Raw genomic sequence first — 22046 nt, 5'->3', positions numbered from 1 at the left:
CGATCTCAGCTATAAAGTCCAAAACTTGCAAAGTATGCGATCACAACAGCGATCGGACCGGTTACTAACCGTGAGAAAAGCACAGCCGGCACACCCACTTCAATTGTTTCAGGTTTTGCTTCACCAAGTGTCAACCCGACCGGCACAAAATCGGTCCCTACTTGCGGGTTAATGGCAAACAATGCCGGTAATGTCATTTGAGCCGGGATATTGCCTTTACCGACTTCAACCCCGATCAATACACCTACAACCTGAGCAATAACAGCACCCGGTGCAAGCAGCGGTGAAATAACCGGAATGGATGCAATCAGTGAAAGAATCAGCATGCCGACCAACGATCCGGCAAGCGGGGAAACCCAGTTGGCAATCAGATCGCCAATGCCTGTATACGTAATAATTCCCATCAACACACTGACGAATGCCATAAACGGCAAAATGTTTTTGATGACGGTATCAATGGTATCCCGTCCAGCCTGGAAAAATGTGCTGACAACGAAACCTACTTTGTCACCAAGCACTTCAATGACACGATTAACGGGATTCTTTTTCTTGCCTTCACTTGCTTCTTTGGCAGCCACTTTTTGCTTGGCTTCTTCTTTTGTCTTTTTGGCAACGTCTTTATCGAGCAGTGACTCATTTTGTTCGTCTTTTGCTTCACCTGTACGTTTTTGTTGAACGCCTTCGTCAGAGCCATCCGCCATTTCGACGTGGTCGACGGTGACACCTGAGACAAAATTATCTTCTTTAATGAATTTTGCCAACGGACCTGATGGTGAGTTACTGAATACGTTAACCGTCAAAACTCCCATTTTTGGATAGACACCGCTTCTCGCCGTGCCGCCGCAATTGATAACAGCACACGCCATTTCGTTTTTTTCGACCGATTTTTCAAACCCGTCGATGGCAATGCCGCCTGTTTTATCGGCGATTTCCTGTGCCACCGGGTGAATACCGCCGCCGGTTACCGAAACGATATATTTTTGTGAGTCGTCCGGTTGAATGACAAGCGGTCCGCCCCAGCCGGAACTGCCTTTGGATACTTTTGCAGCTTTATAGTTACTCATTGGTTTGCCTCCTCATTTCTTTTATTACGCTACGGAATTTTCGCTTTGTCTATCTCTGTTTTTAATCATGCGGGCTGTAATAAACTCCGTTACAACACCTCTCAGCAGCATGACAACAATACCGACAAGCAAGAACCGTAATGCCAACGGGCCTGTTGAAAGGCCAAGTTCGGTAATCCCGGCCGCTATACCTGTATAAACGAAAAGTTCAGCAGGATTTGCGTGTGGAAAAAGACCTGTTACCGGGTGGACAAATGATACCGTTGAATCATAGAACGCCGGTTTTTTATGTTCCGGTAAAAAACGACCGAACGTATAACACATCGGGTTCGTTAGAAAGAAAACTGCCAGAAACGGGAAGATTGTATAGCGTAAGAAAAAGTACTTGGTACATTTTTGCGCAAAAGCAAAAACGCGCTCTTCCCCGATAAACTTAATCAAAGCGTTTACAGCGGTAATTAAAGCGATTAATAATGGAATAATATCAGTGACGAGCCCCATGAAGGTATCCCCGCCTTCCTGGAACATGCCTATAAAGCCTTCAGCCAGTGTTATTAAGAAATCCATGCTTCATTCCCCTCTCTCTTTTTCATTTCTTTCGTTATCATCTCAATCGCATTTGTCAGTGCGGCGTGTTCCTTATTTGACAGAAAATCGACTAATTTGCTTTCTTCCAGCTTCATGCCGATCAGCTTCTGTGTGTTTCTGAATCGCGAAAACACCGTAAGCCCTTTCATGACTTTCGCGTCAGTTATGCGACCATCTTCATCGCATACCAGCAGCATAATCGCCCCGGTACCGAACCGTTTTTTATAATAACCGGTTCCCAAATAGCCGCTGTCACGTGTGCTCAGCTTCCTGATTTCAGATTGATAGTGTTTCACCTGAAAATGTGTCAGCAGAAACTGCAGGCCCCAAATCGAAGCAAAAACGATAATAAATGTTCCCCACATTATGTTGGCACCCCTCTTTACAAATGTTATATTTTGTACTTTTGTAAATCTAATGATAAAACGCTTTCAGATATTTGTCAACAAAAAATCGTCGAAAAATTTAGCGATCGCCAAAGACGTTTACTAGATTTGCTGCCGTGCGCTCATCGGTCACTAAACTGTTAATGAGTCCGGCTCGCAAAGCGGTGTGTAGAGCTGGCACTTTATGTTCACCTTCAGCCAGCGCCATCACCTCAGGGATTCTCCTGATTCGATCAAGGTTTGCACCAACGATCCGGTCATTGATCGGATGACTGACTTCATTTCCATCCGCATCAAAAAACCATGAGTTGAGATCGCCCTTCGCACCCGAAGCTTCCAATGATGCGATGTCGGATGCGTTCAAATAACCCATATCAAGTCCTGTGGTATCATGTGTGACACTTCCGATCCCGACAATCGCAAAATCTATCTTTTTCCCTTCTTCCATAATAGCTGCCACGTCTTTAGACTTGATAAGCTCTGCTTTCATCGCTTTATTGTCGGCAAAAGCCGGTGCATAAACATAAGAAGAACTTGCATTGAGCTTTCGGGCGAGCTGAAATGCAAGCTGGTTCGAATGGTATTCAACATGGCTTTGACCCATTCCCCCAATTAACGGAACTAAGTGGACGTGCGGTGTTTCAGTACCCTGAAATCGATCAACCATCGATCGGATCGTCTTCCCCCAGGAAATTCCGAGCGTTTGAATAGTCGGCAGCTTATTCCGCAAATAAGCTGATGCCGCTTCGCCCATGGCCCTGCGCGTTGCACCGGGAAATTCATCCGAATCCGAAACGACAATCGCTTCGGTCAACGCGTATTGTCGTTCGAGTAAGCGTTCCAATTCAACGGTATGAACGGTTTCGTCCTTAATATGAATTTCGACAATGTTTTTTTTGCGTGCTTGCTTCAGTAATTTGGAAACAATTGGTCTGGATAAGCCGACTTTTGTGCAAATTTGGTTTTGTGTCCAGCCTTCGAGATAATACAATTTGGAAACTTTCTCCATGAGCTGGCGTTCTTTGATCGTAGTTGCCATTACATTTTTCCCCCTGACGTTCCACGCGTTGTTTATATTTCAAATCTATTAATATGAAAGCCCTTTATTGACTTACTATTTTAAAAGGAATATACTAAAATTACAAGCATTTACAAATGATTTGATACATTACGTTTGTAAAGGATGATACATCTTTGCTGGTTACAGCCGGCAGCATCACACAAAAAGAAAAACAGATGGGGTGTAAAAAAATGGGGAACAACACATTTTCTTCGACTTTCCGTGGCACTGCCATAAAGGAAATGGAGAAGGAGCGCTTTGATGTATTAGTAATCGGGGGTGGAATTACCGGAAGCGGAATTGCGCTCGATGCCGCAACACGAGGTCTGAAAGTAGCTTTAATTGAAAGAAAAGACTTTGCATCCGGCACAAGCAGCCGCTCCGGAAAGCTCATTCACGGGGGGCTTAAATACCTGCAAAAATTGGATTTCCCTGTGGTGCGCGAAACGGGTCAAGAACGGGCGATTGTGTATAACAATGCGCGTCACCTCGTCTACCCGATTAACATGAATTTTCCAATCGTTAAAAAAGAATCTTATAACTTAGCGACATTAAAAGCTGGTTTGTCGATTTACGACCGGCTCGCAGGCGTTGAAAAATCCGAGCGCCATAAACTTTACTCAAAACGGCAAACGCTGAAGCAGGAGCCGTTGTTTAACCCAAAAACAGTCAAAGGAAGCGGCATCTATGTTGAATACCGGACGGATGACAGCCGGCTGACGATGGAAGCTGCCAAAACCGCTGCTGAAAAAGGCGCTTCGATTTTGAATTATGCGGAAATGACCGATGTATTAAAAGATGAAAACAACCGAATCAAAGGTGTCGTTGCCCGCGATCGTATCGGCGAACAAACATTCACAATCAAGGCGGCACACGTCGTCAATGCCGCCGGGCCATGGGTTGATAAGGTGCGGGAAAAAGACCGCCCTATTACCGGAAAATATATGGTGCTTGCCAAAGGGATTCATATCGTTTTCGATTATGACAAGCTGCCTGTTGCCTCACCGACTTATTTTCAGCATAAAGGCCGCATGATTGCTGTCATTCCAAAAGGAGATAAGACATTCGTCGGTTCTACGGAATCCCTCTACGATGACAATATGGATGATATTCACGTGAAACGCTCGGAAGTCGATTATTTGCTGGATTGTCTGCATGCCATTTTCCCATCGCTGGACTTGAAGGTAGATGACATCACCTCTAGCTGGGCAGGCATTCGACCGCTGATCGGCAAAGACGGCGATAACCCGTCCGAGTTATCACGGCATGATGAAATTTTTGAATCCGACAGTGGTTTGATTACGATCGCCGGGGGCAAGCTGACCGGCTATCATAAAATGGCTGAGCGGGTCATGCAATACATTGAAAAGCGTGAGAAACAAAAACCAACTCCTTCAAATACAGACCGGGTGAAATTTTCTGGTGGTAATTTTACATCCAAAAAAGATATGACTGCTCTGATTGATCAGCTGCATGAACAATACAGTCACTTGCGCCTGACCAAAGAAATCATTCGAGCGTATGTCACACAGTATGGAAGCAATACCGAAACACTTTTAAAAATCATAAAAGATTTCGATGATCTGTACAACGATGATGAACAACGAAACGTAGCTGCTGAGGTACGATACGCTGTTGACTATGAGATGGCTGCAACACTTGCTGATTTTTATGACCGGCGATCAAGCTATCTGTTATTCGACCTTGAAAAAGTAAAGCGGACAATGGCAACAGCAGCCGATGAAATGCAGTCTGTGCTCGAGTGGGACTTTGAAACACGGCAAAAACAGCTCGCCAGTATGGACTATCTTATTGCAAAAGCATTAACATTTCAGCAGGAATAATTGATCTTAAGGGGGAAACATCTATGCAAGCAGTCGCCCTGACAGGCAAACAGCAATTGGAGCCGCAAAAACGAGACGATCCGGCGGTTAATCAGGATGAAATTTTATTAAAAGTGCATGCCATCGGGGTATGCGGCTCGGACTTGAGAGTTTACAACCATGGCGATGACCGGATTGACTACCCGCGGGTTATCGGCCATGAGATTGCCGGAGAAGTTGTGGAAACAGGTGAGCGGGTGACGCGTTTTAAACCCGGAGACCGCGTAACGCTTGGGGCACATATTCCATGCGGCGAATGTATTTATTGCCAGCAAAACGAAGGCCATCACTGTGTCAAAGGCCATTCGATGGGTTACCAGGCAGACGGTGGTTTTGCTGAATACGTGGTGCTTCCCGCGGCTTTCGTGCAAAACGGATCGATTCAAAAAATTGCCGATACCACGTCATACGAGCTTGCCAGTTTATCTGAACCCTTTTCGTGTGTCCTGAGCGGGTTAGATGAAGTGGGCACCAAACCTGGTGAAACAGTGGTCGTATACGGCGCTGGGGCTATCGGATGCATGTATATTGCAGCTTTAAAACGAATGGGAGCTGCCAAAGTCATTGCTGTCCAGCGTTCTAAAACCCGGCAGCAAAAAGCGAAAGAAGCCGGGGCTGATGTGGTGATTGATCCATCGGCTGAAGATACCATCGAAAAGGTCAAAGCGGCAACAGGCGGACTCGGAGCTGATACTGTTATCGTCACCGCCCCATCTGCCGATGCACAGCGCGAATCATTGGAAATCGCCCGCACGACCGGAAAGGTGTTATTGTTCGCCGGGATTAAACCGGTGACGGAAAACCCGATTAACCCGAACCATTTTATCTATAAACAATTGAAGGTGGTCGGCACGCACGGTGCGCCGCGGCACCTGCACATGGAAGCTGTGAAATGGATTGACGAAGGTCTGCTTGATTTTTCATCATTTATCACGCACACATTTTCATTAGAGGAAACAGAAAAAGCCTTCCAAACGGCACTCGGCAAAGAAGGACTGAAATGTGTCGTGAAGCCGAGTAAGTGAGGTTGAAACTAAAAAGAGGCGAAACGTGCAGGCGAAGACCCCTGAGCTTTCGCTTCTTTTAGTTTGCGCCGCATGTAACCGCCAGCTATTTATGAATCACAGCTATTGTATCAACGCTTGGGCAGTCTGGTCATCAATAATTAGGGTATTGAGGTAACCGCCGCTTAAAGCTGCTTCAATACTGTCCAGCTTATATGATCCTTCGACAATCCCAATGACTTGTGGGATATTTTTTATTTCCTCCAAATTAAGCCCGATAACTTGATTGTTCAATGGGTGATCAATTTCCTCCCCTGCTGCGTCAAAAAACCGGGAACTGATATCGCCAACAGCGCCGGCCTTGCTCAACGAATGAATATCATCATCATCCAAATAGCCGATCGATTTCATGGTAGAACTTTTATAAGGTGTTCCGACACTGACAAACGCCATGTCCACATTTCTCGCTCGCTCAAGAACGTGGGCAATATCCTTGGAATTGACGAGCCGTTCTTTCAAGTCATCCGATTCCACCATTGCCGGTGCATATAGGTAAGAACAAGCTGTATTCATCTTCTGAGCCAGGTGGAACGCAAGCTGATTGGAATGAATATGAACATCTTTCGTTCCCATGCCACCGACGATCGGAACAATTTGAATATCATCGCGTCGTTCATACGGGTATTCTTCGACGAGCGATAAAAGTGTTGTCCCCCAAGAGATTCCGACACTTTTCACGTTTTGCAATTTCTTCCCGACATAAGCAGCAGCCGTCTTTCCAAGCTGCCGTTTCGCCATCACCGGTTCATAGCCGGCCGTGGAAACCACAATCACTTCATCAAGGCCATACATCTTTTCCAGCTTCTGTTCCAAATCAACCGTGTGCACGGTTTCATCTTTAATGTAGATTTCCACAAGCCCCTCTTTTTTAGCGTTGTTCAAAAGCTTGGAAATCACCGGGCGTGAAACATTATTTTTTCGGGCGATCTCCGCCTGTGTCCAGCCTTCGAAGTAATATAACTTAGCCACTTTGACCATTAACCGGCGTTCTTCCCAACTTAACATACGATCGCTCTTTTCTTTAATATATTATAGTATCACTATTACATTCGTTATTCGTTGTTACGTTTGTAAGAATGATAAAATATTAGGGCGGTAATGTCAAGAGGAAAACGGGGTCAAAACGGGGTCAGTCCCCCACCACTTTAATACGTCACCGTGGTGGGGGACTGTCCCCGCAATAATTTAGCCTTCTTCTGGATGAAACATTACTTTCACGTAATTGCCTTTGCGATTAATCAGATTATCAAAGGTTTCTGGTCCCTCTTCCAATTTCAAGCGATGGGAGATCATTGGTTCGACATTGATTTGACCTGTGCTCATATAGTGGACAGAGGATGTCCATTCTTTTCCGGGGAATGGTGAAGAAATCGCATTCCAGGAGCCGAGTACTCTGAGTTCATTCCGTACAATCCGCTCAAAATAGAAACGTTCAATATTAATATCAGCATAAGGAATGCCCATAAAAACAACTTCGCCGCCTTTTTTCGGCAAAGCGAAAACTTGTGCGGACGTGATCGGTGATCCTGCCGATTCAACTGCCAGATCAACACCCTTACCATCAGTATGCTCAGCAATCTGTTCGTGTGGCGGTTTTTCCTTAGAATTGATTAAAACATCAGCACCAACTTCTTTGGCAACTTCCAATTTCGTGTCATCGATATCAATCGCATACACTTTTTTGGCTCCGAAAATTTTAGCCCATTGAACAGCAAGCAGGCCAATACTGCCGCAGCCCATAATCGCTACTTCAGCGCCTGGCTGGATGCTTGTCTTGTAAAAGCCGTGGGCAACAACTGATGATGGTTCAACCATCGCTGCTGTATCGTAATCAACATTATCCGGAAGATGAATCACATTTTCAGCAGGAAGCTTGACATATTCCGCATAAGAACCGGGAATCCATGCACCAATAACATGCAGATTTTCACAGCGGGCAAGTTCACCCTTTTGGCAGCTTTCACACTTGCCACAATAAAATGCCGGACAGCCTGCGACACGATCGCCTTTCTTTATTCCCCCTGCTTCATCACCGACCGCTGTCACTTCACCGGAAAATTCATGACCGAACGTCATGCCTTCCACATACGGTCCCAGTTTTTTATAGCGCGAGATATCAGATCCGCAAATGCCGACCGATTTCACTTTAATAATCACATCATCTGCGTTTTCGATGACGGGTTCTGAAGTGTCTTCAAAACGGAGGTCCTGTTCACCGTATAGATTAAGGGATCGCATTGATTATCACCCTTTCGTAATTTATTCTGCTGTTTTTTCAGCGTTCTTTTTACTGAATAATAGTTTATAAAGTGCAAATCCAACAATCAGCGTATTAAAATAAATTTGGTATTCAACGTAAAAATCAGTTATACCGCGTAAAGGCCCGAGCATAAATTCCAGCATCATTTCGACCATTTTAAACCCTCATTTCTTTTGACTCATGTCAGCAAGACCGGAACGATTGAACAACCTACTTCTGCTCAATCGCCCCGCCTGAGCCCTTCATGTGTTAATAAGCAGCATTTGATTTACCACCGGTTACGATAGCAATCGCGCCGCTTGCACCAATTCGATCTGCGCCGGCTTCGATAATTGCCAGTGCATCTTCATACGTGCGGACGCCGCCGGCTGCTTTGACGCCGAAATCTTCACCTACAACGGATCGCAGCAGTTTTACATCTTCAACCGTTGCCCCGCCGCCATTAAAGCCGGTAGCTGTCTTAACAAAGTCTGCGCCTGCTTCAACAATCAGTTTGGCAGCTGTTATCTTCTCGTCATGACTCAACAAACCATTTTCAATAATTACTTTGGTCGTCAAACCTTCTGATACTTTAACCACTTCTGAAATATCATGCTTCACAACATCGTATTCCTGAGATTTCAAAGCACCGAGATTAATCAGCATATCGATTTCTTCTGCACCATTGTTAATTGCTTCCTTTGTTTCGGCAACTTTCGTCTTTGTTGTCGCCCCACCCAGTGAGAAACCAATCGGTGCGCCAACTTTAATGCCATGCGGGGATAAAAGTTCATATGCGTATGGCACATAATACGGATTTACAAATACCGTTTTAAAACCATATTCAATCGTTTCTTCGCAGAACGTTTTAATATCTTCTTTATTAGTGGTGGGCTTTAACAGCGTGTAATCAATAATCTCAGCAAGCTCCTGCTTTTGCATTGCTTTCAGCTCACTTTCTGGTATTAGTCGATAGGTGAGAGCAACACTTTAATGGCTTCACCATCTTTAATAGCCTTATATCCTTCATCCCATTGAGAAATGTCGTATTCATGCGTTACCATGTCGATTGCGTTAACCGAGCCATTATTCATTAGTTCGAGTGACGGCTCCCAATCAGCCGGCTTCTGGCTACGACTGCCGACAACACGGATTTCTTTCTGAATTACTTTTTCCATATCGAATTGAACAACCGCTTCAGGGAAAATACCAACTTGTGCGTATTGACCTTTTTTGCGAAGCAGATCAAGCCCTTGTTTGGCAGCAGGTACAGCGCCTGAACACTCAAACACAAGGTCGGCACCATAACCATCTGTTAAACGATTAATGAGTTCTTTCACATCTTGTTCCTGCGTATTCACAACATAATCGATTCCCAGTTCTTCTGCTTTATCCAGCCGAACTTTATCATTTGTAAGTCCGGTAATAATTACTTTAGCGCCACGGCTTTTTGCAACCTGAGCTGTGAATAGGCCGATTGGTCCCGGTCCAATAACGACAGCAACGTCCCGATCGTTAATCTCTGTTTTATCCACCGCATGATGCGTGCATGCCAGCGGTTCTGTCATGGCCGCTTCTTTATAGCTGACGTTTTCAGGTAAACGATGCAAGCTGTCTTTTCGGGCAATTAAATACTTGGCAAATCCGCCATTCTGCTGTGTCCCGAGTCCTTTCCGATGATTACACAGATTATAGTCACCGGCCTTGCAGTATTCACATTCACCGCATATATAGAATGTTGTTTCAGAAGTGACACGATCGCCCGGCTTGTAATCTGTGACGTCTTCACCAACTTCCACAATTTCACCGGCAAATTCATGGCCTAATGTGACAGGTGCTGCAACTTTGTAATGACCTTCATAGGTGTGAATATCAGAGCCGCAAATACCGGCGTGCTTAACTTCGATTTTCACCTGGCCATTTCCCGGTTTGGGTTCTTCGACGTCCTGAAGCTCCAAATTTCCGAAACCAAGTTCTGTTTTAACTAATGCTTTCATGAAATGCTTCCTCCTATCATTGTCTATTTATCTAGCAGTCTGGCAGAGGAATTGACTTAGTTAAATAACTCAAAGAATTTCCAGATAACCCAGTTAATTAAGTTACCGCCCTGATCAATACTTGATATCTTGGCAGACCCTTCAGGCATATCAAATGATGCATTTTCCGCCATTGTTGTAAAGACATTGGCGATATCGGTTGCCATGTAAAGCGACAATGCGATCATGATCGACCCGACGATAACTGAGTGAACAATATTACCTCGTGCTGCACCGACAATGAACGCCACAACAAACGGAATCGTCGCCAAGTCACCAAACGGAAGCAATGCGTTACCAGGCAAGATTACAGCGAGCACAACGGTAATAGGCACAAGAATTAATGCACTTGCAATGACAGAAGGATGTCCAAGCAAAACAGCAGCATCAAGCCCGATATAAATTTCTTTGTCGCCGAATCGTTTATTCAGCCACTCACGTGCAGACTCGGAAACAGGCATTAACCCTTCCATCAAAATTTTAACCATTCGCGGCATCAATACCATTACGGCCGCCATTGCCATACCAATATTAATTACTTCCCCGACGCTGTAACCTGCCAAAGCACCGATTGCAGCACCCAGGAACAAGCCGATGAAAATCGATTCACCGAAAACACCAAAACGTTTTTGAATCGTCTCAGGATCAGCGTTCAGTTTATTAATCCCAGGGACTTTTTGCAATAATTTTACGAGCCAGATACCCGGGGCGTAGGAAACAGTACTTCCGGTTGCAATTGACACACCCGGCAGTTCATAAAAGTCACTGACCATTGGTGCTGTCCAGTCTGCAATCTTCAGTGTAATAACCTGGAAGATAACAGCGGCAATTAAGCCTTGGACCATACTGCCTGAAATTGTGTAAACGACTGCTGCCATGAATGTATAATGCCAGAAGTTCCAAATATCCACGTTCATCGTTTTCGTTGTTTTCGTCACAAGCATTACAACGTTAACAACCAAACCAAGCGGAATGATAAATGCCGCGACTGCGGAAGCCCACGCAATAGAAGAAGTGGCAGGCCAGCCAACGTCAATAACGTTTAATTCAACCCCTAGTCGGTCAACCATTCCCTGAGCTGCAGGTCCTAAGTTTTCAACCAGTAAATCGACCACAAGAAAAATACCGACAAATGCAACACCGATTGTTATACCGGAGCGAAAAGCCTTACCTGGTTTTTGACCGAATAAGAGACCTAACAAGAATATAACAACGGGTAAGATAACGGTTGCACCTAAATCAAGAAATGCTTGAATGACATCTACAAAACCTTGCATGGTCTTTCACCCTCTTTCGTATGATGAATTCTCGGTTTCCAAGTCGATGGAAACCGAGATTATTCGTGTTATTTCTTAAGTTCTTCAAGAATTTGTTGTTTTGTATTATCTGTTCCGATTCCTGTCAGGAATGATTGTGCGTTGATAACAGGGAATGGAAATTCTTTTTTTGTTTTAGCTGTTGTAACCAGTAAGTCAGCAGTGTCTTCGTAGCTTGACACTTCAGCAATTTTAATTTGTTTTAAATCAACATCAATTTTATGTTCTTTAGCCATTTCTTCAATGGCGCTGTTTACAACAGTAGACGTTGCGATGCCTGCACCGCATGCTACCAATACTTGTTTCTTTTTCATTTTACTTCACCTCCTTCAAAGGATTTAAGTTCGAGGTTTTCCTCCAGTAAGTCTTTAAGTTCAGACTTATCAGTCGTGTTTGCTAATTTTTGGAGCAGCTCTTGATCCTGGAATACCTGCATTAATTTTTGCAGCAGGGAGAGTTGGGAATGGGCCTCTTCCATCGCGAGCATAAATACAACTTTTACGGGTGTTGTTTCGCTGTCATCACCCATGACATTGAAATCAACCGGGTCTTTCAATATGCCGACGCTGATCGTTTTTTGATTAACGTGTTCCACATCAGTATGCGGAATGGCAACCGGGATGTCACCTGTTGGCAGACCCGTGGCAAATTCGTTTTCTCTTGAAACAATCGCTTCCGTAAAGCTTTCTTTTACAAGATTTTTATCAATGAGGTTTTTACTCATCCGGGTCAGAACATCTTCTTTTGAATCGCTTTCCAAATCTAATAGAATAACAGATTCATTAAAATATAATTCACTCATTTGCAAAACTCTCCTTCATGTATACTTCAAACGCCAGTTACTTAATCCGAGGAATAGGACTGGATTATCGAATAAATCGCTTCTTTTGATTCAGCCTTAATCAATCTGTTGCGATCCGTTTCTGATGAGGCAAGTTCCATCAGCTGCATGAGAGCGTGCAAGTGCTGCTGCTTATCGACAGCAGCGATAACGATAATTAAATGAATGCGATAATCAGGCGTAAAGTTAACACCCTCATCCAGTTTCAACAGGCTCATCCCCACCTCGTTAACGCCATCTTCAGGGGAGGCGTGCGGGATAGCGACATTTGGACTGATTACAATATAGGGATCTTGTGAATATGAAAATATTGCTTCAACATAATTTGGCGTTATTATTTCTTTTTCAACGAGCGGTTCAGCACTGGTCCAAACTGCTTCTTCCCATGATTCAACGTTATTTCTGATCGCAATCATCTCCGGCGTAATCAACTCATCGAGATTGAGCGTGGGCTGTTCGCTATGCTGATGAACCGAAGATGCGTCATCCTGGTTTATATACTGCTGCAAATCGGCTTCTAACGCTTCTTCATTTTCAATGACTGCATGGTTCCGAATAATCCCAATCAATTCACTAACATCGATGTTTTGCGGCATAAAACCATGCAATTCAAGCATGACCTGTTTCCTGAGACGCTGTTTATCTTCCCGGCCAAGAAATGCTTTTGCAATAAATAATTTTTTGCTCGTTTCCAAATAAGTTGGTGCAAATACAATGTCATAATCCAACTTATAATTTAAAAATTCACGGACTGACAGCGAGTCAAGAAACACAAACTCCGGGAACAGCTCGCTTAATTCATTGAACATCAGCCTTGATACGGATACACCTTGCGGACAGACGACAATAGCTTTCGTTTTTTTCTCAATACTTTCACCCTGCCGCTTCATCCATCCACCAATCAACATCGTTATATAGGTAACTTCACTGTCCGGAATAGCACTGCCGATTAAATCCTTTAATGGGCCTGTTGATTGCCTGACAAGATGGTGTAATTCTTTAAATTCTTTGCTTAACGACCCTTGAAGCGAAACCGTCTCCGATAAGTGATACTTAATCCTGTAATATGCCGGTTTTAAGTGCTGCAGCAATTTATCCATCAGTTGCTCACGCTCCTGTAAATAAATACAGGCACTTTTTTCAAACAATCGCAGCATGTTATCGATTGCCGGCACTAGATTCGGAACCTCACCCTCTTCTGTCGGAAACTCAGTTCGATACACATTAGTTGTCAACAAGTGCAGTGTTATGAATAATCGCTCTTCCATTGGTATCTGTTCAGCGTCCTGAAAAATTTCTTCGGTCGCCTGATACTCTTTTGTATTGGATAGTTCCTCATACTCAATCGAAAATTGATTAACGGAATACCCTTTTGTGATTCTTCTGAGTATCAAAATGAGAACATAAGGCATCGTTTTCACTTTTTCATCCGTAAACTTTAAGTTCAGCTTATTTTCGACGTTTTCGATGCGATCCAAATATTCAGCTATTCCCGCTTCATCAATGGACGTGATGGACTTAAGCCGATTTGCCCCGTCGTGCATTTGCAGCACTTGATAAGTAATCGTGATGAGCAATTTACGGATTTGGAATTCCCTGCCTTCAAGCAAGTAACCAAATTTTCGTGTGTACCGAATGTTCAGATGATAGTTATCAAGCAACGTCTGCGCATCTTTCAAATCATTCAATACTGTGTTTCTGCTTACATCGAGTTCACTTGTAAAATGGTTAAGTGATAGTTCTTCTTCACTGCCCGCTAGCATCATAATGATTAATTGCACGCGTTGTTCACTTGTGAGAACGGCTGACTCAATTGGCGTGTTTTCAGTTTCAGCACCCAGACTGGTCATAATGGATTGATCCATTATGAAATAACCTTGGCGCGTTCGTTCAATACTTGGAAGGTTTTGATTGATTAACCAGTCATTAATTTTATTAATGCTGTAACCAAGCTGCCTGCGCGTTAAGCCGTATTTTTTCTCCAGCACATGACTTGTCGTCCCGGGGTTTCGAATTAACTCTTCAAACAATTTATTATCACGTTCACTTAACGGCACTTTGTTTCCCCCTCCTGCACTTTTATTATAGCATCCTTTTTTGTCTTAATGAATACGTTTTCAGCACAAGTTGTTGAACATTTAATGTACAATGTTGTGATTTACATAAATGATACCATGTTGCACATCAATTATTCACATTTATTGTATTGTACTTTCTTGTTTTCGACAAGTTTTCATTGTAATATGAAAGTGTCTTAAAATTTTGTGAAACATCTAACATAGTCTCTTACAGGAGGAATAAACGATGCCAAACACTACTGAACAACTGTCAATCGATACAATCCGAACATTATCAATTGACGCGATTGAAAATGCGAATTCCGGTCACCCGGGGCTGCCAATGGGCGCTGCGCCGATGGCTTATACGCTATGGACCGATTTCATGAACCACCACCCGAAACATTCGAAATGGTTTAACCGGGATCGCTTTGTCCTGTCTGCCGGCCATGGCTCAATGCTTCTGTACAGTCTGCTTCATCTCTCTGGTTATAACGTGACAATCGATGACCTGAAAGGCTTCCGCCAGTGGGGATCCAAAACACCGGGGCATCCGGAAGTTCATCACACAGACGGTGTTGAAGCGACAACAGGACCGCTTGGCCAGGGCATTGCCATGTCTGTCGGAATGGCGATGGCGGAGGCGCATTTGGCGGCGAAGTTTAACAAGCCGGATTTGCCAATCGTTAATCATTACACATATGCACTAGTAAGTGATGGGGATTTAATGGAAGGGATTTCGCATGAAGCAGCATCACTCGCCGGACACCTTGGTCTCGGTAAGCTGATTGCACTGTATGATTCAAATGACATTTCCCTCGACGGCGATTTAAATCGATCATTCTCTGACGAAACGCAAAATCGTTTCGAAGCGTATGGCTGGCAGGTGCTTTACATAGAAGATGGCAACGATACCGATGCAATCCGCAAAGCGCTTAACGAAGCTCGGCAAAATACGGAGCAGCCAACCTTGATTGAAGTTAAAACGGTCATCGGCTACGGTGCACCGAATAAATCAGCTTCTTCAGCTTCCCACGGCGCGCCGCTTGGGTCAGAAGAAGTGAAAGCAACGAAAGAATTTTATAAGTGGACGCATGACGAATTCCATGTACCTTATGCGGTCTATGCTGATTTCCAGGAAAAAATTAGTGAGCGGGGTGAAAAAGCAGAAGCTGAATGGAACGACTTATTCACGTCATATCAGGCAAGCTACCCTGATGCAGCACATGATCTTGAACGCGCTATGAATGATGCGCTTCCAGAAGGATGGGAAAAAACGCTGCCTGTATTTGAGCCGGGTGAAGATACGGTGGCCACACGGGCCGCTTCCGGAAAAGTGCTCAACGCTGTTGCCAAAACAGTGCCAAACTTCTTCGGCGGCAGTGCTGACCTTGCCGGATCAAATAAAACGACCATTAATAATGAAGATGATTTTTCACGCCGCGATTATGCTGGGCGCAATATCTGGTTCGGTGTACGCGAACATGCGATGGGAGCTGCTCTGAACGGGATGGCCCTCCACGGCGGACTAAACGTATTTGCCGGCACATTCTTTGTGTTCAGTGACTACTTGAGACCTGCTATTCGTTTGTCATCGATTATGCAGACGCCTGTCACTTACGTCTTCACCCATGATTCAATCGCGGTTGGTGAAGATGGCCCGACACACGAACCAATCGAGCAGCTGCCCGCCTTACGAGCAATGCCGGGACTATCGCTGATCCGCCCGGCTGACGGCAACGAAACGAGTGCCGCCTGGCGATTGTCGCTGGAATCTGACGATCAACCAACAGCACTTGTATTGACACGCCAGAACTTGCCAACGCTGGAAGGGACCAAAGAAAAAGCATATGACGGCGTTAGAAAAGGGGCATATATTCTTAGCCCAGCAGATAAAGACACACCCGATGCGGTCCTGCTGGCGACCGGTTCAGAAGTGCAGCTAGCTGTAAATGCTCAGAAAGAATTGAAAGAAAAGGGTATTGACGCAAGTGTTGTCAGCATGCCGTCATGGGACCGATTTGCCGCACAGGATGAGACGTATCGGAATTCAGTTATCCCGCCACACGTTAAAAACCGTGTCGCTATTGAAATGGCCGCATCATTCGGCTGGGAACGCTATGTAGGCGAAAAAGGCAAAGTCATCGGCATCGACCGTTTTGGCGCATCGGCTAAAGGTCATAAAGTTATTGAAGAATATGGCTTCACCGTTGATAATGTCGTAAAAATTGTTGAAGACTTTGTTGAATAAGAATTGATTGATAGAGATAATCTGAAGCAGCCGGTAAAAAGGCGTCTTGGTGTTTGAAAAGGGGTCAGTCCCCCACCACGTTAAAACGTTAAAGCGGTGGGGGACTGACCCCGCCTGCTTCTTTAATACAATTTCCGGGCTGTATTTTTGCTGATACCCATTTTGATTTGTTCGGCGTGGTTGTAGTTTTTAATGGTGAGTCCGGTGCAGATGAGGTCGATCAAGAATAACTGCGAAACTTTGGCCACGAGGGATCCGCTGTCGAGCGGGCTTTCTTTCGCAGATGACAATAAGACGTGATCGGCATATTGTGTCAGCGGTGATTTGATGTAATTGGTTAGCGCAATCACGGTTGCGTTTTGCTGTTTGGCGATTTCCACCGAATCCACAATGTCTTTGGTACTGCCAGTCAGGCTGAGGGCGATGACGACCGTCTCGGCATTCATGGATGACGCGCGCATGAATTGAAAATGCGGATCGGTTACGGCACTCACATGCTTGCCGATGCGCATAAGCCGGTTTTGCATGTCCAGTGCTGCAATGCCTGAAGATCCTACACCGAAAAGCACCACATCATCTGCGGCATTAATTGTTTCAATGCATTGTTGCAAGATATCGTAGTCGATTACTTCATGTGAATTCTCAATCGCTTGAACCATGTTATCCTTGATTTTATCGGCATATGTCGCCTCATTATGCCTTTCATCGTACACGGCCATTTCCTGCGCGTACAAAAATTTAAAATCCTGAAACCCTTTAAACCCCAGCTTGCGGAAAAAGCGAAGAACCGTTGCTTCCGCTACACCGCTTTCCTCTGATAACTCGGTTAATGAATGATACAAAACTTGCTGACTGTTGGACTGAATGTACTGGTATATTTTTTTCTCGGATTTCGTGAAACTGTGTTTGTACTGCTCCATTGTGATCGACGGTTTAACACCGTTTAGTTGATTAAGTTCCATCATCATCAGCCTCTTTCATTCAAAAAATGTTTCACCGCGCCCAAAAGATTGGCCTGATTGCCGTTTTCCGCCACCCGGACGTCGAGGTTCTTCCCATGATTCGGCATAATCTTTTGCTGCAATGACGCTTTGATGGCATTCACGAGGAAGTCACCTTGTGCAGATATTCCGCCGCCTATGACAATCAATCCCGGGTTCAGCATATGAACCATCGATTTCAAGCCCGTCGTCAAATCATCAATCCAGCGATTGAACAATGGTACACAATCCTCATCACCATCGCGCAACCGGTCAAAAAAATCTCTTAATTCCATTTTAACGCCTAAGTGCTCAAATAGCATCTCCTGCAACGCAGAACTCGAGGAATATTTTTCCAGACAGCCTTCATCGCCACACGTACAAGCCTTGCCGCCGGGATACAATGTCATATGTCCGATTTCACCGGCAGAAAACCCTGATCCCGTGTAAAGCTGCCCACCCGCAAACAATGCGCCGCCGATACCAGTACCGATCGTTACACAGACAAAATTGTCCGAATCGCTTGCTGCTCCGTTCCAATGTTCTCCGAGCGCCGTACAGTTCACATCATTCTCCACTGTGACAGGCAGTGCAACAGCTTCCCCGATCCGTTTGACAACATTCATGCCGGTGTAGTCGGGAATGGTGTCGGTGGCATGAACGACAATCCCTGTTTTATTGTCAATCTGCCCCGCTGAACTGATGGCGACACCATCGAGCTGCCAGTCGCGCTGCAACGTTTTTACTTTGTCAATTATCGTTTGCACAAGTGTTTCGCCACCGAGCTGTGCGTTTGTCGGAAAAGCATCCTCGATCAGCAAATCGCCTTTTTCCGTGGCAATGCCATACTTTACGGATGTTCCGCCAATATCAAAAACTGCAATGTACATAACATTACTCCTCTTCCATAAAAAGAGAAAAACCACATTAGGTTTTTCTCTTAAATAGTGTAAACGTCCCCTATTCATCCAAAAATTGATACGTTGTTGTGGTACCCTCACGAGTAATAAATAATCGTTTATCGTATGAAGCATCTTCTTGCGGGTAATCTTCACGGTAATGGGCGCCACGGCTCTCTTTTCGTTCGAGCATAGCCCGAAGCAATAGGCGAGCCATTTTAATAACGTTTCGCCCTTTCATTGCAAGCTTTCGTGACTGTTTGTGTTCCAGAAGCTCGTTGAATCGAAAGCCTTTTTCAAGTTCTGCGATTTGCCTTAAGGCTTCAACTAATCGTTCTTCTGAGCGGACGACATTTCCATCATACCACAGAATTTCTTTAATTTGATCAATCGTTTGATTAGCGGTTAAATCGCTCTCTTCTACGACGTCCGGCAACATAGATTCGGACAATCTCTCCAATTGTGTCAAACCATCTGCTTCACTCAACTCAAGGCGTTCAGCTGTCTGCAGATACGCGTCACAATCCATCGCCGAGCGCTTTCCAAACACCATGCAGGCTCCTGTAGAATTGCCGCCGAGTCTGTTGGCGCCTTCGATGTTAGCGGACAATTCACCGATCGCATAAAGACCGGGGATACTTGTTGAGCCGTTTTCATCAATCGATACACCGCCATTGCTCGCATGTGCGAATGGAGCAATCTTCACTTCCTGTTCAGTTAAATGAACATTTTTTCCTTTTAACCAATCGAGATAAACTTTATAAAATTCCTCTTCGTTATCATACAGTTCATCATCATACAGTAACGTAAATCCATTCTCGTTCTTCGTTTTAATAATGTTTTCCATCATGGCAATGTCGAAGTACTTGGATTCGAGTGAATGTGTAAAAGGACCATGCGTGCTTCTGATTTCCAACGCTTCATTTTTGGAAAGGTTCTCCGGAAGATAGGGATCAAGCAAACTTTTTCCTTCGTCATCCACGATATCCCGGCAATACATCAGCGTATGCTCGCCAAAAAGCGTTTTATAGCGTGGGGTGGTAATACCCGGAATAAACTGGATAAACTCCATGTTCACCAGGCGCGCACCTGCTTCAAGCGCGAGCATATGACCGGAGCCATCGACATCAGCCGGATTCAAGTTATGCTTGTAAATACTGCCAAAGCCGCCTGACGCGAGTATGACGGCTTGACATTCAACCATGACGAATTCGTTTTTGTTATCGAGCAAAACCGCACCTGCGATTTGCCCGTCTTTTTTAATCAATGATACAACGACCGTTTTTTGCATCACAATCAGATTGTCATATTGATTAAAGATCTCGGTCACATTTTTGCGAATCTGATCCCAGTCACTCAGCAGGTATATGTCCCGGGAGTGATTGGCAAAACAAGCTTTACGTTCGCCATCGAGTTTTTTGGCGTTAACGCCTATGTCAGGATATTCCGTCACACGCTCGGGAATATCGTTCACATAGGTTTCAGCCAATTTTTGATTGTGCATCCCCCTGCTCAAGTCCTCGATGTCGTCGAGGAAAACGTCTTTATCCGCTTCATTTTTTGTCACTTGAGTGCCCAATGATGCTTTTAACGGATAGAAGCTGGAGCCTGAAGCCAGCTTCGTCTTGGTCACCAGTAAAACGTCACGGCCCCGATCGGCCAATTCTTTAGTTGCTTTGATGCCGGAAAGACCGCTGCCAACAACCAGCACCTCTGTTGTAATTTTTCGTGTAATATCCAATTCAATCCCACCTACTTTACTTACTGTGCATAATAATCCTCATTGCGCTCGCTTTCATCAAACAATGTTTTTTGGTCGTAATATGTGAGCTCCAGACACTCATCTTCTGCCTTGCTTTTACCGCTGAAAATCAGGCTGAAGACATAACCGAAAACTAGTGAATTCACCAGGTTAATGATCGAATACGCCCAAAGTGAAATATCGGTGAAGTATGACACGTAAACGGCAATGATTGATGTGGCGATAAAGCCGAGCATTGCGCCTTTGGCATTCGCTTTGCGTGTCATGACACCAAGTGTAAATGTACCGCCAACAATACCAAGCACAAGTCCCATTAAGCCATTGAACCACTCGTAAGCGGAACTGATATCCGAATAAGCGAGTACAATCGCAAATAATATCGCAAAAATACCGACAATAGTCGAAACGGATTTGGCGATTTTCGTGCTCATCGCATCACTTAAGTCCGGTTTGATCACTTTTTGAATATCGAGCGTCCAGCTTGTGGCCACACTGTTCAAACCGGTCGACAGCGTTGATTGCCCCGCTGCGAACAAGCCGGCGATCAACAGACCGGAAACCCCGGCAGGAAGCTCACTGACAATAAAGTTTGCAAAAATCAGATCCGAGTTGCCGGTTGGAATATCACTTCCCATTTGCTGGGTGTAAAAGACGAACAAAGCGGTTCCGATGAAGAAGAATAACGTCGCCGTACCGAGTGACAGCACCCCGTTGCCGATTGTCATTTTGTTCATCTGTTTCAAGTCTGTTGTCGTCAAGTAACGCTGCACCATATCCTGACTTGAGATATAGGAAAAGGCAGTCGACAAGCCGGCCCCGATAAAGATGATGAACAGGCTGTCATTGACGAAGTTCGGATCAAACAACACTTCTTCACTGAAGAATTTATCATTTTCAAGGCCTGTGCTGAAGATTGCCGGCACACCGCCTTCGATTGAAAAAATCAGCACAATAAGCGCGAATATCCCGCCGCCGATTAACACAACGCCTTGAATGAAGTCCGTCCATAATACCGATTTGATCCCGCCGACAGTTGAATAAATCGTAGCGATAATACCCATAAACAAAATGATAAATACCGCATTAATCCCTGTTACAGCTGATAACGCAATCGCCGGCAGATACATAATAATCGACATGCGGCCAATCTGGTAAATGATAAACAAAACACTTGCCAATAGGCGTAAATTTTTATCAAAACGCCGTTCCAAATATTCATAAGCCGTGTCCAAGTTCAAATTACGATAAACCGGCAAGAAAAAGATGATCGCAACCGGGACCGAGATAAATAATCCAAGTTGAGCCACCCAAAGCTGCCACGAATCGGAATAGGAATTTCCGGCCAGTGACAAGAAAGAAATTGGACTCAACAGTGTCGCAAACAAACTGACGGATGTTACCCACCACGGAATTTTCCCGTCACCTTTAAAAAATTCTTTCCCTTTCATCCCTTTTTTGGCGACGGCCATTCCGATATAAAGAATGAATAGTAAGTACCCGATTAAAATAATATAATCAATAACCTCGAATTTACCTGGCATATATGACGCCCCTTCCGTTAATAGTTTATTTTGTCCTTAAGATATAAACCGTTTTCATGATTTAGTGAAAGTATGGTTG

20 protein-coding genes are annotated in these 22046 nt (G+C 44.6%); 3 read left to right on the top strand and 17 right to left on the bottom strand.

Translation table 11 applies throughout. From position 1 onward, the window contains the following. Positions 1 to 5: 5 nt before the first annotated feature. The 4 genes from srlE to BMZ22_RS11995 form a co-directional block, all read right to left on the bottom strand. Positions 6 to 1064, bottom strand: coding sequence for a PTS glucitol/sorbitol transporter subunit IIB (gene srlE, locus BMZ22_RS12010; protein ID WP_090085878.1), 1059 nt, complete (start codon positions 1062 to 1064; stop codon positions 6 to 8). Positions 1065 to 1088: 24 nt separating this feature from the next. After that, a complete protein-coding gene (gene srlA, locus BMZ22_RS12005; protein ID WP_090085876.1) occupies positions 1089 to 1631 on the bottom strand; it encodes a PTS glucitol/sorbitol transporter subunit IIC in 543 nt (180 codons plus the stop codon). Further along, positions 1619 to 2017 carry a transcriptional regulator GutM gene (locus BMZ22_RS12000; RefSeq protein WP_090085874.1) on the bottom strand — a complete coding sequence of 133 codons (399 nt, stop codon included), beginning with the start codon at positions 2015 to 2017 and terminating at the stop codon, positions 1619 to 1621. Before BMZ22_RS12000 ends, srlA begins: the two co-directional genes overlap by 13 nt. Before the next feature lie 100 nt (positions 2018 to 2117). After that, the gene (locus BMZ22_RS11995; RefSeq protein ID WP_090085872.1) at positions 2118 to 3077 is read right to left on the bottom strand and encodes a sugar-binding transcriptional regulator; all 960 of its coding nucleotides are present in this window, start codon (positions 3075 to 3077) and stop codon (positions 2118 to 2120) included. Positions 3078 to 3232: 155 nt separating this feature from the next. Here BMZ22_RS11995 and BMZ22_RS11990 point away from each other — a divergent pair, with 155 nt between their 5' ends. After that, positions 3233 to 4942 carry a glycerol-3-phosphate dehydrogenase/oxidase gene (locus tag BMZ22_RS11990; protein WP_090085871.1) on the top strand — a complete coding sequence of 570 codons (1710 nt, stop codon included), beginning with the start codon at positions 3233 to 3235 and terminating at the stop codon, positions 4940 to 4942. 23 nt (positions 4943 to 4965) lie between these two features. Then, positions 4966 to 6006 carry a zinc-dependent alcohol dehydrogenase gene (locus BMZ22_RS11985; RefSeq protein WP_090085868.1) on the top strand — a complete coding sequence of 347 codons (1041 nt, stop codon included), beginning with the start codon at positions 4966 to 4968 and terminating at the stop codon, positions 6004 to 6006. Between the two features lie 102 nt (positions 6007 to 6108). Here the strand turns inward: BMZ22_RS11985 and BMZ22_RS11980 are convergent, their stop codons facing one another. The 9 genes from BMZ22_RS11980 to BMZ22_RS11945 form a co-directional block, all read right to left on the bottom strand. Next, positions 6109 to 7050 carry a sugar-binding transcriptional regulator gene (locus tag BMZ22_RS11980; RefSeq protein WP_090085865.1) on the bottom strand — a complete coding sequence of 314 codons (942 nt, stop codon included), beginning with the start codon at positions 7048 to 7050 and terminating at the stop codon, positions 6109 to 6111. A 180-nt stretch (positions 7051 to 7230) separates the two neighbouring features. Then, positions 7231 to 8283, bottom strand: coding sequence for a galactitol-1-phosphate 5-dehydrogenase (locus BMZ22_RS11975; protein WP_090085863.1), 1053 nt, complete (start codon positions 8281 to 8283; stop codon positions 7231 to 7233). A gap of 21 nt (positions 8284 to 8304) precedes the next feature. Beyond that, on the bottom strand, positions 8305 to 8460 hold the full coding sequence (locus BMZ22_RS16975) for a hypothetical protein (protein ID WP_177183435.1): 156 nt from the start codon (positions 8458 to 8460) through the stop codon (positions 8305 to 8307). Positions 8461 to 8554: 94 nt separating this feature from the next. Next, positions 8555 to 9226 carry a deoxyribose-phosphate aldolase gene (gene deoC, locus BMZ22_RS11970; protein ID WP_090085861.1) on the bottom strand — a complete coding sequence of 224 codons (672 nt, stop codon included), beginning with the start codon at positions 9224 to 9226 and terminating at the stop codon, positions 8555 to 8557. Positions 9227 to 9249: 23 nt separating this feature from the next. Then, entirely contained in the window at positions 9250 to 10281 is a 1032-nt protein-coding gene (locus BMZ22_RS11965; RefSeq protein WP_090085858.1) for a zinc-binding dehydrogenase, read from the bottom strand. A 56-nt stretch (positions 10282 to 10337) separates the two neighbouring features. Further along, positions 10338 to 11597 (bottom strand): galactitol-specific PTS transporter subunit IIC, encoded by a 1260-nt coding sequence (locus tag BMZ22_RS11960; protein WP_090085855.1) that lies wholly within the window; start codon positions 11595 to 11597, stop codon positions 10338 to 10340. A gap of 68 nt (positions 11598 to 11665) precedes the next feature. Further along, positions 11666 to 11950, bottom strand: a complete 285-nt coding sequence (locus tag BMZ22_RS11955) for a PTS sugar transporter subunit IIB (RefSeq protein WP_090085853.1) — start codon at positions 11948 to 11950, stop codon at positions 11666 to 11668. After that, on the bottom strand, positions 11947 to 12438 hold the full coding sequence (locus BMZ22_RS11950) for a PTS sugar transporter subunit IIA (RefSeq protein ID WP_090085851.1): 492 nt from the start codon (positions 12436 to 12438) through the stop codon (positions 11947 to 11949). Before BMZ22_RS11950 ends, BMZ22_RS11955 begins: the two co-directional genes overlap by 4 nt. A gap of 41 nt (positions 12439 to 12479) precedes the next feature. Further along, positions 12480 to 14534 carry a BglG family transcription antiterminator gene (locus BMZ22_RS11945; RefSeq protein WP_090085848.1) on the bottom strand — a complete coding sequence of 685 codons (2055 nt, stop codon included), beginning with the start codon at positions 14532 to 14534 and terminating at the stop codon, positions 12480 to 12482. A 247-nt stretch (positions 14535 to 14781) separates the two neighbouring features. On the opposite strand from BMZ22_RS11945, the gene tkt reads away from it, so the two are divergent. Continuing rightward, positions 14782 to 16785: a transketolase gene (gene tkt, locus BMZ22_RS11940; protein WP_090085846.1), complete on the top strand. Its 2004-nt coding sequence runs from the start codon at positions 14782 to 14784 to the stop codon at positions 16783 to 16785. 122 nt (positions 16786 to 16907) lie between these two features. Here the strand turns inward: tkt and BMZ22_RS11935 are convergent, their stop codons facing one another. The 4 genes from BMZ22_RS11935 to BMZ22_RS11920 form a co-directional block, all read right to left on the bottom strand. Continuing rightward, positions 16908 to 17747 carry a MurR/RpiR family transcriptional regulator gene (locus BMZ22_RS11935; RefSeq protein WP_090085948.1) on the bottom strand — a complete coding sequence of 280 codons (840 nt, stop codon included), beginning with the start codon at positions 17745 to 17747 and terminating at the stop codon, positions 16908 to 16910. A gap of 5 nt (positions 17748 to 17752) precedes the next feature. Beyond that, positions 17753 to 18655 carry an ROK family protein gene (locus tag BMZ22_RS11930; RefSeq protein WP_090085844.1) on the bottom strand — a complete coding sequence of 301 codons (903 nt, stop codon included), beginning with the start codon at positions 18653 to 18655 and terminating at the stop codon, positions 17753 to 17755. 70 nt (positions 18656 to 18725) lie between these two features. Beyond that, a complete protein-coding gene (locus BMZ22_RS11925) occupies positions 18726 to 20405 on the bottom strand; it encodes an FAD-binding protein (RefSeq protein ID WP_090085842.1) in 1680 nt (559 codons plus the stop codon). A 20-nt stretch (positions 20406 to 20425) separates the two neighbouring features. Beyond that, positions 20426 to 21967, bottom strand: coding sequence for a sodium:solute symporter family protein (locus BMZ22_RS11920; RefSeq protein WP_090085839.1), 1542 nt, complete (start codon positions 21965 to 21967; stop codon positions 20426 to 20428). Between the last annotated feature and the right edge of the window lie 79 nt (positions 21968 to 22046).

This window comes from Lentibacillus persicus (assembly GCF_900112705.1).
GTDB classification, from domain to species: Bacteria; Bacillota; Bacilli; order Bacillales; family Amphibacillaceae; genus Lentibacillus; species Lentibacillus persicus.
This window is presented reverse-complemented; position numbering and strand designations above follow the sequence as displayed.